Genomic DNA, 14923 nt, shown 5'->3' on the forward strand with positions numbered 1-14923 from the left:
GCGCCTACTTCGCAGGCCCGGCGTGCGCCTGGATCACGGCCTCCACGAGGTCCACCACGATCCGCGTATCCTCTTCGCGGAGCGCCTCGTCGTCGCCCGCGCAGGCGGCCTCGACCCGGGCGCGTAGGTCCGCCCGCAGCACGAGCCGCGCCCCGCCGCAAGCCCGACAAACGAGCCCACCGGCGAGCGCATCCAGGCACGCAGGCGCCTCCGCCGGACAGACGCGGCTGCAACGCACGCATCGATCGAGCACCAGCCCGAAGCCCATATCCGACAGCAAACGCAGCCCCGACGTCGCGAGCTCCGCTTCGGACGAGCGGGCGGGCGTGGGCGCGTCGAGCGCGTCGAGCAGCTCGTTCACCGTGGCAAAGAGCCCCGGCTCGCGTGTACCGGGCGGCGCGACCGAGCGGACCCAGCGCAGCGCCCGTCCTGCGGCTTCCATGCGATCCAGCGCGCTGACGAGGTGCATGCGCGGGTGTGCGATCGTGGCCTCGCCGAGCACGGCAAGATCTTTTTGCTCGCGCTCTTCGAGCGTCACGCGCAAGAGGTGCATCGGCTCCAGCGCGACGAGCCGCTTGTTCGATCGACGCGCCGATCGCGCGACGGCCGAGACGATCCCGCGCGCCTCGGTGAACAGTGTGACGATGAGATCCGCCTCGCCCACGGGGACCCGCCGGACGAGCAGCGCTTCGGTGCGCAGGATCTTTTTGAGGAGGGCGCTTCGGCCCCGGCGACGTCCGCTCGGCTCGGTCACGCGTCAAGCATAACGCGTTCGACGGGCACACCCAGGGGGGTTTGGGGGGCGTCTCGGCGCCCCCCATCGTGACTAAACCAGGGGGGTTTGGGGGGCGTCTCGGCGCCCCCCATCGTGACTCAACTCGGGCGGCATATCATGCCCGCGCGGCCGCATGACGATGCTCAGGGCCAGCGTGAACAGGATCAACAGGAGCACGAACGCCATCGCCACGCCGAAACGTTTCCCCTGCGAACCACCGGCCGGGGAGGCAATGGGAAGTGGAGTGACCACGGCGACGCGGCGGCTCGCGGTATAACGGGCGAGCACTTCTTCCACGGGGAGGGAGACCGCGCGCGCATAGGCGCGGAGGAACCCCCGGACGAACACTTCACCTGGCAAATCATCGAAGTGATCCGCCTCGATTCGCTCGATCGAGGGGACGGGAATGCGGGTGGCGCGGGAGACTTCCTCCACGCTCATTGCCCTCGTCTCACGGGCATGTCTCAGGTAGCGGCCGATCGACTCCATCCCTACTTCACCCGTTCATTCAATCGATTCGATTGACTCCCTTTTGCACGATTCCAGAAAAGCCGCGCAAAAACTCATTGCAAAGACCCGAGTTCCGCAGCGCAACGTTTGCCGGCCACTGTCGCCGGGGCCACATCGCGGCATCGTTCGAGATCTTCCCGGGCGAGATCCTGCTGCCCGAGCTTCCCCGCCACGCGAGCGCGGGCGGCGAACCCCTCTTGGAGGTTTCGACACTGAGGTTTATCCGTCTCGAGCGCTTTCGTAAAGGCCTCTCGCGCAAGCGCAAGCTCGCCTTTTTTCTCGTACGCCAGCCCGAGGCGGTAGTTCCCTACACAAAACAGCGGCTGCGCCGCGAGCGATCGCCGAAGCGCGTCGATCGCCTCGTCGATGCTCCCACGCGAAAGATATGCCCAGCCAAGATTTCCCCACGCTTGCTCGGGGGAAGCATAAAGAATGTCCTCGGCCAGCGGCTTGAGGACGGACACAGCTTCGTCGTACTTTTGCCGATGTACGAGAATGACGCCGAGCGCGTTCTTCGCGTCGCGCATGTCGGGCGCGGACTCGAGCGCGGCGCGCGCATGGCGCTCCGCCTCCTCGAAGCGACAGTCCGTCGACGTCTCGTCCGACGCGCAGAATGCCAAAAGAATGACAGTGGCGAGATAGTGGGCGTCGGGGTTCGTCTCGTCGATACGGATCGAGGCCTGCGCATGGCCGAGCGCCTCGCGCAGCCGACCGCCCTCGAACGCCTCACGACCGAGGTCGTACTCGGCGCGCGCCTTCGCGTCGACGCCGTCCACACGCTCCTGCGCGCCGCTGCAGGCCGGCCCGAACGTGAGCAGGAGCGGGAGCAAGACCGAGCAACCGAGCGCCGCGGGGCCGCGCACCTTGCGCGACCAGCCGCCCCTCGTTTTGCCCGTTTGCCCCTGGATCATGCGTCCTCACTGATCGAGATGCCCTTGTTTCGTAGGAGAAGGGCTCTCCCGATCCGCCCCCGGGCTCTGCCCGAGGCCCAAATCCGGGCCAAGCGCCCGGGAAAACTTGGGTAACCCAGGCTGGAAGAAGCGTCAACCCGCAAAAGACGCCCTCCCCCACGCATCGGAACAAAGAAACACGCCCGCGCAAGGAAGAAGTGGCGCGAAGGGGCAAAAGCGTGTTATGCGGGAGGATTCGGCGTTGCTTTGAAGCGAAACGTTCGTCCCGAAACTCGGGGGCTCACGTCTCGCTCGCGACCTCGTCCTTCTGCCCGAGGAGGCCGTAGAGCTTGCGCAGCCCCTCGATGTCGGGGACCTCGAGCCGCTCGTCGGCGACGCGGATGTACTGGCCCTCCCGGAGCTTCTGCACGCTGCGCTTGACGGTGTCGACGTCGAGGCCGACGCGCGTCGCGAGCTCCATCGGCGAGACCGAGAAGAGCGCGTTGTTGCCCCCCGGCTCGCGCGTCTGCTGCGCGAGCTTGAGGAGCGCGCTCACGATCTTCGACTGCACGTCCGTGAGCATGATGAGCTCGATCTGATCCTCGGCGTCACGCAGCCGTCGCACGAGCTGCTTGACCATGCGCGAGGCGATGCCCGCGTTGTGCTCGAGCAAGTTCTGCAACGTCGCCTGGTCGATCGCGAGCGCGAGGCCCGAGGAGAGCGCGACCGCGGTGGAGGAACGCTCGGCGCCGGGCAAGAGGGCCGATTCGCCGAAGAGGTCGCCGGGCTTGAGCACCATCAAGCTGCGCTCGGCGCCGCGCACCTTCTTGATGAGGCGCACGCGGCCCTCTTCGAGGAGATACGCCTCCGTGCCGGGCTCGCCCTCCCGGTAGATCACCTCGCCGGGCTGGAAACTGCGGCCGAAGCGCGCGATGAGCACGCGCGCCGCCTCGGCGGCCTCGGGATCTTCGTCGGGTAAGTCCATCCAGAGCGGAGTGTACCTAGCTGGGCCCGCCCGATGCCATCGGCTTCGCGTCGGGCGGACGAACGTAGAGCGGTTCGACGAGCTCGGGGTCGAAGTCCCCGCCGGAGACGAGCCTGCCGAGCGCGACCCGTCCCACGGCCGCCGCGTCGGGCAGGTCGGTCCCCGGGGAACGGAGCACGAAGCCGGCGAACCCCGGATCCTCGGCCGCGACCTCGCCGACGACGCGGAGAACCCCGCCGGGCGGAAGAGAAGCGCCCGGGCCGGCGAGCACGAGCGCGGCCGCCTCGGCGCGTGGGACGTGGCGCGGGGCCCAGCAGACGGCGCCGCGCGCGTCGAAGGCGGCGAGGAAGAGCTCCTGCTTCTTCGCGTCGAGGGCGGCGACGACGAGGTCGTGAGGCCCAGCCTGGCCGCTCGCGAAGGCGTCCGCGGCCATGGCTTCGAGCGAGCCGACGCCGGCGAGCGGCGCGCCTCGGCCGATCGCCATGCCCTTCGCCGCGGCGACCCCGACCCGGACGCCCGTGAACGAGCCGGGGCCGATGTCGCAAGCGAAGGCGTCGATCGACGCGGCGGAGACGGAGGCCGCGGCGAGGGCGTCGGCCGCGGCGAGGAAGATGCGCTCGGCGTGGCCTTCGAGGTCCGTGTAGACGGACGCGCCGATGAGCTTGCCTCCGTCGAAGACGGCCGCGCTGCCGCGAGGCGTGGAGGTGGAGATGGCGAGGAGCCTCATGGTAACTTGGATCGGGGACCGGGACCGGGAACGTGGGCGCGCGGGCGTTGTCCTGCCTGGCGGACACTACGAGCGCGAAGGCGCGAGGACAACCGGGATGGCACGCGACGGATCCAGCACGACGTGGGTGATGCAAGGCGCGGTCATCGTGTCGATCCTGGCGCACGCGTCGCTGATCGCCGCCGCCGGGCTGCGAAAGGAGCGCGCGCCCGAGGAGCTTGCGCCGCCCGCGGATACGTGGTCCGGGACGACGGCCGCGCCGATCGGCGGCGAGCTGCACGAGGTGGACGTGGCCGGCAGCGAGACCTTTGGGGGGTCGAGCCAGCCGCCGGCCCCGGCCCCGGCCACCCCGAGTGAGCCGCCCGCGGCCGCCCCGAGCGAGCCCGCGGAGCCGCCTCCGCCGCCGCCCAAGGCCGATCCGCCCAAGCCCAAGGCCGATCCGCCCAAGCCCAAGGCCGATCCGCCCAAGCCCAAGGCCGATCCGCCCAAGCCCAAGGAGCCCAAGGAGCCGAAAACGGATCCGGAGGAGCGAGTCCCCCCCTCCGACGAGCCGATCCCCCCCTCCGACGAGCGAGTCCCCCCCTCCGACGAGCGATCCCCCAGCTCCGGCGAGCGATCCCCCGTATCCAAAAACACATCCCCCCGCACCAAAACGACGCCCCCCGTGTCGAAAAACACATCCCCCAGCTCCGGGGACTCATCCCCCCCGGGGGAATCGTCTCCGGGAGGCGGGGGATCGTTCGGCAGCGAGGGGGCCTCCTCGGTCCGCGACCTGGGGCGTGCTTTTACGCGCGCCCTGCCGATGGCCAGCGGCTCGGATGCGGCGTGGGCGAAGCTGCCGGTCGGCAGCGGCGGGTCGATCGAGGTCGCCGTGATCATCAGCGAGGAGGGCAAGATCACGGGCGTCGAGCCCCTCGCGCCGAACCCGCCCGCGCACCTGCTCAAGGCCGCCAAGAACACCATGGCCCTGCTCCGCGGCGGGACCTTCGCCTTGCAAGGCAGCTCGGTCACCGCGGGCAAACAGATCCTGCGGCTCTCGGTCGAGCTCAGCGACACGGACGCGCCGGAGGATCCGAGCGGCGCCGGCGCGTTCGGACTCGCGCATCGCTGGGAAGGCAAGCGCGGCGTGGCCTCGTTCACGCAAACGAGCGGGCGTCACGTCGAAATCAAGGTCGAGTTCCTGCGCGTCGAGCTCTCGCGGGGCTAGAGACCCGCTGCCACGTCGCTTGCGACCCAAGGGGACGGCTCTACGTGCCGTCCATGACGTCCTCCGCGCTGGCCTTCACGCTTGGCCTGGCCCTCTCCCAAGGGGTCCCGGCTTGCAGCAACCGCGCCGATGCGACCACGCATGACCGCGCCTTCACGCCGATGGCAGCGGCGGCGTTGCCCCCGGCGCCGCCGGGAGAGGCGGGCGTCGCGCTCGACATCTCGGCCCTCGTCGAGCAGGTGCGGCCAACCGTGGTGAGCATCGCGGCCACACGCGGCGCCGAGGAACGCGAAGACCCGCAGCGCGTGCGCGCGGGCGGGACGTCGCGCTCGATCGAGCGGTCTTTGGGCTCGGGCTTCATCGTGAGCCCCGACGGGCTCGTCGTGACGAACGCGCACGTGGTGCACGGCGCCGAGCGCGTGCGCGTGCAGCTCGCGGACGGTCGTGAGCACGAGGCCTCGGTGCTCGGCGAGGACGAGAAGCTCGACGTGGCGCTGCTCGCGCTGCGCGGCGCGTCGGGCCTGCCCGTAGCGCAGTTCGGGACGAGCGAGGCGCTGCGCGTGGGCGACTACCTCGTGGCCATCGGGAGCCCGTTCGGCCTCAGGCACACGGTGACGCTCGGCATCGTGAGCGCGAAGGAGCGCGTGCTCGGCCTCGGGCCCTTCGACCACCTCATCCAGACGGATGCGAGCATCAACCCCGGGTCGAGCGGCGGCCCGGTCTTCGACGGGCGTGGCCGCGTCGTCGGCGTGAGCACGGTCATCCACGCGCGCGGACAAGGCATCGGCTTCGCGATCCCCATCGACGACGTGCGCGCCGTCATCCCGGAGCTGCGCGACGAGGGGCACGTCTCGCGCGGCGTGCTCGGGGTCGCGTTCCAGGCGATCTCGTACGACCTCGCGCGCGCGCTCTCGCTGCCGGGGCCGACGGGCGCGCTCGTGACCGACGTGGAGCCGGGCGGGCCGGCGGAGAAGGTCGGGATCGAGCCGGGCGACGTGATCCTGTCGGCGGACGACGAGGCGATCGATCAAGCGGCCGAGCTCGCGCGGATGCTCGGGCACCGAAAGCCCGGCGAGTCGATGCGGCTGGTCGTCCGGCACGGCAAGGACGAGCGGGTCAAGCGCGTGGTGCTGGCGAAGCCCGATTCCGACGACAAGCCAACGCAGAAGCCCGAGGACGTGGGCCCGCGCAAGACGATCGGCGTGTCGGTGAGCGACGCGCTCGGCGGCGGCGCGCGCATCGACGGGCTCGATCCACGCGGCGCCGCGGCGGGCGAGCTCGAAGTGGGCGACGTGGTCGTGGAGGTGAACGGCCAGCGGATCGAGCACGGCGCGGACTTCTTGCGCGTCGTGGACAAGGCGAAGCGGCCGGGGACCTTGCTCGTGCGGGTGCGCCGCGACGGCGAGGCGCTCTACGCGGCGGTGCGGGTGGAGTGAAGCTCAGCCGCCGTCGGGCTCGAGCCTCCGGCGGATGGAGCGAAGCAGCGCGTCGACGGCGGGTTTGTAGCCGAAGGTCGGTTGCATGGGTGAGCTCACCTTGTCGGCGCAGATCGAGGCGACGACGGCCTGCGTGCCGAGCTCCTTCATGACGGCGAGCGGGCGCGTGGCGGGCACGGCGCGGGCGAAGCGTTGCGTCGTGCCGTAGCTGCCGTCGGGAGCTTGGCAGATGGGGTTCGTCGGGGCGTCCACGCCCGCGCATTCGCAGTCGGGCTGGCCCGTGCACACCTTGGGCACGCGCAGCGGGAAGATGCACGCGTACTGGAGGTCGTCGCGGCCTTGGATCGTGCGCTCGTGCCCGTTGATCGAGTTCGCGAGCGCGCTCGTCGCCGAGGGCGGAGCGACGGGGATGCCCGTGATCGGATGGACGCCGTCGCGCGGATCGATCGAGGGGACCATCAGCGGATCCGCGGGCAGCTCGCCGGTCTCGGGATCACCGACGAGGAGCGACCAATCGATCTCCGTCGCGGGGCGCACGCCCGTCGCGAGCGACTTGGGATCGACCGCGATGTCCTGCCAAGGCACGCCGAGGATGCCGGCGAAGAAGACGAGCTCGCGCGGGCGGCCGTTCGCGAAGAGCGGGTTCTTCACGAGCTCGCCGCCGCGGTTCGGGACGACGTCGCGCGTAAAACCGTCGACGTAACGCGAGGTCGGGTAGAGGAAGTCGATGCCGTAGCGGCGCTTCTGTTCGAAGCAGCGCAGGTTCAAGGGATCCTCGATCCCCTCGACGGGCGTGTTGCACGCGGGATCGAGTTCCGCCTCGAGGCAGCCGGGCGGCGTGGACTGCCCACAGGAGACGCAGCAGGGATCGTTCGGCGTCGCGGCGCACACGCTGCGGCCGCGCGGCATGCGGAAGGGTTTTCCGTCGGTCCCGAGGGCCTGGTTGACGGCGAAGTACTGGCCACCGTCGCGCGTCGAGCAGTCGTCCTCGTCCGTGAGCAAGAGGACGGCGACGAGCGAGTCGGGGCGGAGGAAGTCTTCGCGTTGCTGGAGCAGCACGTCGTCGACGCCGCTCGGAACGGCCTTGTTGCCCTCGAGCGTGATGTCGAGGTACGGCTCGGGGTCGACGAGGAAGCGGTAGATGCTCTCGAGCTGCGCCTCGTAGCCGCAGCCCTTCGTGCCGGCGCCGCCCACGACCTCCGCGAGCTTCGCGCCGAGCGCGCCGAGATCCGCGTCGCCCGGCGGGCTCAACTCCTCTCCCGGATCCCACGCGAGGAAGCCCTTGTTCTCCCACGTGGGCACGGCGCCGCCGCTCGCCGCGCGCGTGAGCAGCCGCGCGCGATCGTTGGCCGTCGGGTCGAACGACGGGCTCGCGGGGCTGCAGACGTCCGCGCCGTGGCCGCCGATGCTCGTGGAGATCACGCCGATGTGAATGTCCCTGACAGGCGCGAAGTCCCGCACGCCGATGGGACACGGCTCCTCGAGGCTCGCCGTCTCGGAGACGACGGTGCCGAAGCCGTTCACGCAAGCGGGGCGTGTGAGCCTGTCGAGCAGGTAAGGCAACGTCTCGACGAGCAGGCCCTGCGCCGCGTCGAGGTTGCGCGAGTTGTCCACGACGAGCAAGAGATCGAGCTTGTTCGCGCGGGCGGCCGCGGAGGGCGGACCCGTGTCGATCGGCGGGACGGAAGGCTCGCCTCCTTCGTCGAGGGTGATGTCGAGGGTCGCACGACCCGCACATCCGAAAGGCAGCGCCGCGGCGAGCACGAATGCCGCGGCTCGGTTCCACGAGCGCATGATGCCCCCGAGGCTACATGCTCGCCCGGGAGGCTGCTACGTTAGCGCCATCATGGGAGCATCCTCCCGATCGACTTGCCCGCAGTGCGGCCGCGAGGCCGTGCTCGGGCCCGAAAACCCAGCGCGGCCCTTCTGCTCGGCGCGGTGCAAGGTGCTCGACCTGGAGCGCTGGCTCACGGGCGCTTACCGTGTGCCGGGCCAACCCGTCGACACGAGCATGCTGGAGGACGAGGGGGCGCGCCGGGACGACGACCCTGACGAACCGAAGGGAGACGAAGACACGTGACGACCAAACGCACGACCCGGCTCGCCGGGACCACGCTCGCCTCCGCGGTCTTGCTCGTATCCTTGGCTTACGCACGGACCGCAGATGCACAGGACATGTCGGCCGGAGGGCTCTCGCCGCCGCCCCCGATGGCGCCCGCGCAGCAAGCGCCGGCCGCCTCCGACACGTCGCAAGACCTCGACGACGCGAAGAAGAGCGACTCGGGCCGCGGCCTCGAGTGGTTTTACCTGGAGGCCGAAGGCGGCTTCCAGCACGTCGGGCTCCGGACCTTCAACATCGACGAGCAGAGCTTCAGCGCGGGGTTCATCGAGACGCAGGCAAGCGGCCCGGTGATCGGCGCGGGGCTCGGCTTGCGGCTCGTGTTCATCACGATCGGCGCGCGCGGCCGCGTGGGCTTCTTCAACACGTGGGACCTCTTCAGCGTCGGCGGCGAGGTCGGCCTGCACCTGCCGCTCGGCAACCTCGAGCCGCACTTCGAGCTCGGCGGCGGCTACACGGCGCTCGGCAGCTTCAAGAGCGCGCTCCAGAACGGAGCTGCGGCGACGGCCCTGGAGAACACGCAGATCCACGGGTTTTACGTGCGCGCCCAGGCCGGGCTCGACTACTACATCACGCCCATCTTCTCGCTCGGCGTGAGCGCGAGCGCCGAGGTCCTCGGCCTCACGCGCCCGGGGCTCGATCCCTCGAAGGTCACGGAGATCCAGGGCGACCCGAACCTCTCGACCCTCCAGCAAGCACGCGCGGAGGTGCTCAAGGCCGAGGGTTCGAGCTACGGTGCCGCCGTCACCGGCACCGCCGTGCTCGGGCTCCACTTCTAGACCGTTGCTCGCCCTCCAGATCCTCCTCGGCCTGCTCGCGCTCTCCGCGCCCGTGGCGCTGTACGTGGGGTTTGCCTCGCGCGACGCGCGGAGACCGTCGAGCCCACGCTCGGTCGTCGCGACGTTCGCGCTCGGCATGCTCGCGTGCGTCCCGGCGGAGCTCTGCGAGCGCGCGCTGACGGGCCTGCTCGGGCCGCGCAAGGTCGGCGTGGGGATCGATCTCGCGGCGCTCGTGTACGCCTACCTCGTGGCCGCGCCGCTCGAAGAGGGGCTCAAGGTCGCGGCCGCGACGCCGGCGTTCCGGCTGCGCGTGGGGCAACACCGGCCGATCGACGCGATCGCGTACGCGACGGCCGCGGCGCTCGGGTTCATGACGTTGAAGAGCGGGCTGTTCCTGATCGGGCAGCCGTTCTCGCTCATCGCGCCGGCGCGCACGGCGCTGACGACGCTCACGGCGACGTGCCTCGCGACGTGGTGGGGCTTCGCGCTCGGTCGCGACAAACAAGGCCGCATGGGCGGCGGCTGGTTCAACGGGGCCTGGGTCTCTGCCGCGGGCGGCAACGCGATCGCGCACCACGTCGCGTTTGCCCGAGGTCCCGCGTCGGTGCTCGCGACGCTCCCGATCCTCGTGGTCGCCGGGGTGATCGCCTGGGTCGCCGTGCGCGACGTGCTCCAGCGGGGCGCGGACCACGTGAAGATCGAGGCGCGCGAGCGCGAGCACGCGCCGAAGAAGTCGCGCCTGTTGCCGCTCGCGCCGCCGTCGCTCCGGGCGATGCGCGAGGCGCTGAAGCGCTCGGAGCGGCCGATTTCGCTCTTCTGGATCGTGCTCGGCATGCTCGTGACGACGGGCGTGATCACGGCGATGCTGGTGGGCGCGGTGCTGCTCGGCCGGAGGCTCGGCTTCGAGTTCGCGGCCATCGATCGCGACGCGTCGAACGCCATCGCGCCGCTGCTCCTCCTGGCGAGCGCGGCGCTCTTGTCGTTCCTCTTCGCGGGGTGGATCGTGGCGCGCGCGTCGGCGGCGCGGAGCGTGCTCGAACCGGCGATCAGCGCGCTCCTGGCGATCGGCGGGGCGATCGTGCTGCTCGGGCTCGCGGCGCCGGTGGCGGTGGTGATTGCCCTCGCGTGCGCGCCGCTCGCGTTCGGGCTCGCGTGCCTCGGGGCCTGGCTCGGGCTCTCGGACGCTTAGCTCAGGACGTCGTCGCCGCGCTGTTCGCGCTGGCGGTCTCGTTCTCGTGGCCGAGCTCGGCTTGAAGCTCCTTCAAGAGCTCCTCCGCGCGCGCGGAAACCTTCTTCGGCACCTGCACCTGCACGACGACCTGGAGCGAGCCGCGGCCACGTCCATCGACGCGCGGCATGCCCTTGCCGCGCACCGTGATCACCTCGCCGGGCTGCGTGCCCGCGGGGATGTCGACGCTGACCTTGCTCTCGTCGGGCAGCTCGATCTCGGACGCACCGCCGAGCGTGGCGCTCGCGAACGACACGGTCGCGCGCGTGACGAGGTCGGCGCCGTCGCGCTCGAAGCGATCGTCGGGCTGGAGGTCGACGTCGACGTAGAGGTCGCCGGGAGGCCCGCCGAGCGCGCCGGGCATGCCTTGTCCGGGCACGCGCAGGCGCTGACCGGCGTCGATGCCGGCCGGGAAGTTCACCACCACCTTGCGCGACTTCTCGACCGCGCCGGCGCCGTTGCACGCGGGACACGGCGTCTTCACGACCGTGCCTTCGCCGCGGCACTCGGGGCAGGTCTGCGTGAACATGACGAACCCACGCGCGGTGGACACCTGTCCGGCGCCCTCGCACGTGCCGCACGTCTTGCGCTTCGTGCCGGGCTTGGCGCCGCTGCCCTGGCACTCCTCGCAGGCGACGGGCGTTCGCAGCACGACCTCGCGCTTCGTGCCCGTCATCGCCTCGCGAAGCGTGAGGCGTTGCTCGACGCGGAGGTCTTGCCCGCGCGCCGGACCACGCTGGCGACGTTGACCGCCGAAGCCGCCTCCGCCGCCGCCGAAGCCGCCGAACAGCTCCGAGAAGATGTCCTGGAAGTGCGTGAAGATGTCCTGGCCGCCCATGTCGGGCATGCCCTCGACGCCGGCGTGACCGAAGCGGTCGTAACGCGCTCGCTTCTGATCGTCCGACAGGACCTGATAGGCCTCGGTGGCTTCCTTGAAGCGCGCCTCGGCCTCCTTGTCGCCCGGGTTCCGGTCCGGGTGGTTCTTGAGGGCAGCCGCCCTGTACGCTTTGCGGATCTCGTCGGCCGAAGCTTCCTTCGACAGTCCGAGGACCTCGTAAAAATCCCGTTTTTGACTCATGGATCGCGGGCGACACGACGCCCCGCACAGGTCGCAGGGCCGTGAGACGATAAGTCGCCCCTAGGGGCTGTCAACCAAACCAGCGCGCTCAGCCTCGGCATCCAAGCACCCGGCCGCCCGATTCGAAGGGAAGCGCCCCGGTTCGAAGGGAAGCGCCCCAGTTCGAAGGCGAGCCGCAACGGAGCTCCGCGAAGTGGAGGCGAGCCAGCGGGGGGTGTGGGGGGCAGAGGAAGGCCCGACGATTCTCCGCGCAGCGGAGAATCGGCTCAGGGCCGACCGGAGCCCCCCACGTTGGGCGGACAGGGCCGACCGGAGCCCCCCACCATCACTGACCGCGGCGCTGGAACGCCGGGGTGTCCCAGTCCGCGTCGAGCGGCGGGACGAAGGTCGCGCGCTCGCGCGAGGGCGTGCCCGAGGCGCCCGACGACAGCGAGGCCGGGGCCGTCTGCTGGGCCGGCGCGCCGCGACCGCCGCGCACCGTGTAGGCCGGCTCCTCGCGCTGCGGCTGCGGCATGCTGCGCTGCGGCGCCGAGAGCGGCGGCGGGTTCGAACGCGACCCCCCGCCCGTGAGCGCGCTCGTGAGCGCGTTCGTGAGCGACGGCGCCGTCGAGATCGGCATCGCCTGCGGCGTGCGCGCGCCCGTGAGGAGCCCGCTCGAGGCCGCGGCGTGCTGCGCGGCATCGGAGACGTTCGCCTCGAAGCCCGTCGCGATGACCGTGACCTTGATCATGTCGCCCATCGTCTCGTCGATGGTCGCGCCGAAGATGATGTTCGCGTCCTCGTGCGCCTGCTCCTGCACGAGCGTCGCGGCCTCTTCGATCTCGCGCATGCGCATGTCGGGGCCACCGACGATGTTGATGAGCACGCCCATCGCACCCTCGACCGAGATGTCATCGAGCAGCGGCGAGGTGATGGCCATCTCGGCGGCGAGCCGCGCGCGGCCCTGGCCCTTCGCGCAGCCCGTGCCCATGAGCGCGCGGCCCATGTTGCTCATGACCGTCTTCACGTCGGCGAAGTCGACGTTGACGATGCCGTTCTGCGTGATGAGGTCGCTGATGCCCTTGATCGCCTGGTAGAGCACCTCGTCGGCTTTGCGGAAGGCGTCCACGAACGAGAGCTCTTCGTCGCCGAGCGTCAGGAGCTTCTGGTTCGGGATCGTGATGAGCGTGTCGACGTGCTCGGAGAGCATGGCGAGGCCGAGCTCGGCGCGACGCGCTCGCTGCTTGCCCTCGAAGAAGAAGGGCTTCGTCACGACGCCGACGGTGAGGCAACCTTCCTCGCGGGCGAGCTGCGCGATGACCGGCGCCGCGCCCGTGCCCGTGCCGCCGCCCATGCCCGCGGTCACGAAGACCATGTCGGCGCCCTGGATGAGCTCCTTCAGGCGCTGGACGTCCTCGAGCGCCGCCTTGCGGCCCTTCTCGGGATCGGCGCCCGCGCCGAGGCCGCGGGTGACGTTCGAGCCGATGTGCACCTTGATGGGCGCGATGCTCGCCGACAGCGCCTGGGCGTCGGTGTTCACGACCTGGAACTCGACCCCTTCGAGGCCGAAGTTGATCATGGTGTTGACGGCATTGCCGCCCGACCCGCCACAGCCGATCACCTTGATCCGGGCGTCGTAACCCGCGTGCTCGTCGGCAAACTCGATGGAGAAACTCATGAAACGCCTCCCGGGATTTCTTTCCGGCCGCTCGGGGCCAAGGGAGCCTCGCCTGCTCCCGAGGGCGACTCCATGGGGTGCCTCTCCCCCATGAAACCGCCTATCAATCTCTCACGCTTCCGTATGTCGACTTCGTTTTACGAAATTTACCCTCGTGCGTCAGCTCAGAAAGCTGCGCGCAACCAATTCCAGAACCGGCCGCCTTGACGTTTTTCGGCGACGGGCTCCTCGATGAGCTGACTTCGATCCGGCCTCGAAGGCGCGGTCACGCGCGGCGCCGTCTGGCGCGGCGGCGGCTGCGACTCCACGACGACACGCGGCTCGCGCGCCTCGCGGAGCTGGTTCGCCCCGTAGTGGAGAAGCCCCACGCCGGTAGCATATTGCGGGCCCGCGACGAGCTGCGTGATTCCACGCATCCCGACCGGTACGCCGAGACGAACCGGCATACCCAGGATCTCCTCGGCGAATTCGCTCATGCCTTCCATCAGCACCGCGCCGCCCGTGAGAACCGCGCCCGCCGCGAGCTGATCGAGCAGGCCCGCGTCCTCGATGCGCTTGCGGATCACCGCGAAGATCTCCTCGATCCGCGGCTCGATGATGTCCGAAAGCACGCGGCGCGGAACCTTGCGCGGCGGATGCCCGCCGACGCCCGGAACCTCGACCTCCTCGTCGTCCGCCACCATACGCCCGAGCGCGCAGCCGAAATTGCGCTTCAGCCGTTCCGCCTCGGCCATCGGCGTGCGCAGGCCCGCCGCGAGATCCGCCGTCACGTTATTCCCGCCGGCGGGGATCACGCTCGCATGCGCGATTCCGCCGTCCACGTAAATCAGCAAATCCGTCGTACCGCCGCCGATATCGATCACGGCGACGCCGATCTCTTTTTCGTCCTCGGAGAGAACCGCTTCCGCGCTCGCGAGCGGCTCGAGGACCACGTCGGCCACGGTCAATCCGCAGCGCTCGGCGCAACGGACCACGTTTTGCACGCAGGACGTGGCGGCCGTGATGAGGTTCACCTTCACGCCGAGGCGAACGCCGCTCATTCCCACGGGATCACGAATACCGTCCTGGTTGTCGACCGTGAACTCGCGCGGCAGGGCATGCAGGATCTGCCGATCGGCGTCGATCGGAATGGCGCGCGCGCCTTCGAGGACACGCGATACGTCGACGTCCGTCACCTCGCCGCCGCCCACCGCGACCACGCCGTCCGAGGACTGGCCGCGGATGTGGTTGCCGGCGACGCCCGCATACACCGTGCGAATCTCGACGCCGGCCATCGTTTGCGCCGCCTCGATGGCCTCGGCGATCGACCGGACCGTCCAGTCGATGTTCGCCACGATGCCTTTGCGCAGCCCGCGGCACGGGACGTTGCCCACGCCGAGGATGGTGATCCCATCGGCGTCGACCTCGCCGACGACGGCAGACACCTTCGTCGTCCCGATGTCGAGACCGACGACAATCTCGCTCTGCTCCATCCTGCTCTTCATTCGCATCCACCCGATACGGAGGCCGTGCGCCTCGCGAAGCAGGGCGAC

Annotated in this window: 14 protein-coding genes; 5 read left to right on the forward strand and 9 right to left on the reverse strand. The window is 70.2% G+C overall.

Translation table 11 applies throughout. From position 1 onward, the window contains the following. Window positions 1-4: 4 nt before the first annotated feature. The 5 genes from recO to tsaB form a co-directional block, all read right to left on the reverse strand. Window positions 5-754 carry a DNA repair protein RecO gene (recO, locus tag QHF84_RS33075; protein WP_281317485.1) on the reverse strand — a complete coding sequence of 250 codons (750 nt, stop codon included), beginning with the start codon at window positions 752-754 and terminating at the stop codon, window positions 5-7. Window positions 755-826: 72 nt separating this feature from the next. Beyond that, entirely contained in the window at window positions 827-1264 is a 438-nt protein-coding gene (locus tag QHF84_RS33080) for a helix-turn-helix domain-containing protein (protein WP_281317486.1), read from the reverse strand. Between the two features lie 74 nt (window positions 1265-1338). Then, window positions 1339-2196: a tetratricopeptide repeat protein gene (locus QHF84_RS33085; protein WP_281317487.1), complete on the reverse strand. Its 858-nt coding sequence runs from the start codon at window positions 2194-2196 to the stop codon at window positions 1339-1341. Window positions 2197-2476: 280 nt separating this feature from the next. Continuing rightward, on the reverse strand, window positions 2477-3160 hold the full coding sequence (locus tag QHF84_RS33090; protein WP_281317488.1) for a Crp/Fnr family transcriptional regulator: 684 nt from the start codon (window positions 3158-3160) through the stop codon (window positions 2477-2479). 16 nt (window positions 3161-3176) lie between these two features. Further along, on the reverse strand, window positions 3177-3887 hold the full coding sequence (gene tsaB, locus QHF84_RS33095; protein ID WP_281317489.1) for a tRNA (adenosine(37)-N6)-threonylcarbamoyltransferase complex dimerization subunit type 1 TsaB: 711 nt from the start codon (window positions 3885-3887) through the stop codon (window positions 3177-3179). 97 nt (window positions 3888-3984) lie between these two features. Here tsaB and QHF84_RS33100 point away from each other — a divergent pair, with 97 nt between their 5' ends. Together QHF84_RS33100 and QHF84_RS33105 are read left to right on the forward strand one after the other, a co-directional pair. Further along, a complete protein-coding gene (locus QHF84_RS33100) occupies window positions 3985-5094 on the forward strand; it encodes a hypothetical protein (RefSeq protein ID WP_281317490.1) in 1110 nt (369 codons plus the stop codon). A gap of 53 nt (window positions 5095-5147) precedes the next feature. Next, entirely contained in the window at window positions 5148-6530 is a 1383-nt protein-coding gene (locus QHF84_RS33105) for a trypsin-like peptidase domain-containing protein (protein WP_281317491.1), read from the forward strand. A 3-nt stretch (window positions 6531-6533) separates the two neighbouring features. Here QHF84_RS33105 and QHF84_RS33110 read toward each other — a convergent pair whose 3' ends face one another. Beyond that, window positions 6534-8324 (reverse strand): hypothetical protein, encoded by a 1791-nt coding sequence (locus QHF84_RS33110; RefSeq protein WP_281317492.1) that lies wholly within the window; start codon window positions 8322-8324, stop codon window positions 6534-6536. 52 nt (window positions 8325-8376) lie between these two features. Between QHF84_RS33110 and yacG the strand changes: the two genes are divergently transcribed. From yacG to QHF84_RS33125, 3 genes are read left to right on the forward strand one after another with little or no spacing between them, the layout of a single operon-like run. Next, the gene (gene yacG, locus QHF84_RS33115) at window positions 8377-8610 is read left to right on the forward strand and encodes a DNA gyrase inhibitor YacG (protein ID WP_281317493.1); all 234 of its coding nucleotides are present in this window, start codon (window positions 8377-8379) and stop codon (window positions 8608-8610) included. Next, entirely contained in the window at window positions 8607-9428 is an 822-nt protein-coding gene (locus QHF84_RS33120) for a hypothetical protein (protein ID WP_281317494.1), read from the forward strand. Before yacG ends, QHF84_RS33120 begins: the two co-directional genes overlap by 4 nt. 4 nt (window positions 9429-9432) lie before the next feature. Continuing rightward, window positions 9433-10617, forward strand: coding sequence for a protease PrsW (locus QHF84_RS33125; RefSeq protein WP_281317495.1), 1185 nt, complete (start codon window positions 9433-9435; stop codon window positions 10615-10617). A 1-nt stretch (window position 10618) separates the two neighbouring features. Here QHF84_RS33125 and dnaJ read toward each other — a convergent pair whose 3' ends face one another. The 3 genes from dnaJ to ftsA all read right to left on the reverse strand — a co-directional run bounded on the left by dnaJ (window position 10619) and on the right by ftsA (window position 14875). Then, window positions 10619-11734: a molecular chaperone DnaJ gene (gene dnaJ, locus QHF84_RS33130; RefSeq protein WP_281317496.1), complete on the reverse strand. Its 1116-nt coding sequence runs from the start codon at window positions 11732-11734 to the stop codon at window positions 10619-10621. Between the two features lie 325 nt (window positions 11735-12059). Further along, window positions 12060-13391 carry a cell division protein FtsZ gene (ftsZ, locus tag QHF84_RS33135; protein WP_281317497.1) on the reverse strand — a complete coding sequence of 444 codons (1332 nt, stop codon included), beginning with the start codon at window positions 13389-13391 and terminating at the stop codon, window positions 12060-12062. Between the two features lie 164 nt (window positions 13392-13555). Continuing rightward, entirely contained in the window at window positions 13556-14875 is a 1320-nt protein-coding gene (gene ftsA, locus QHF84_RS33140; protein ID WP_281317498.1) for a cell division protein FtsA, read from the reverse strand. Window positions 14876-14923 lie beyond the last annotated feature (48 nt).

The organism is Polyangium sp. y55x31, assembly GCF_029946505.1.
Classification (GTDB): Bacteria; Myxococcota_A; Polyangia; order Polyangiales; family Polyangiaceae; genus Polyangium.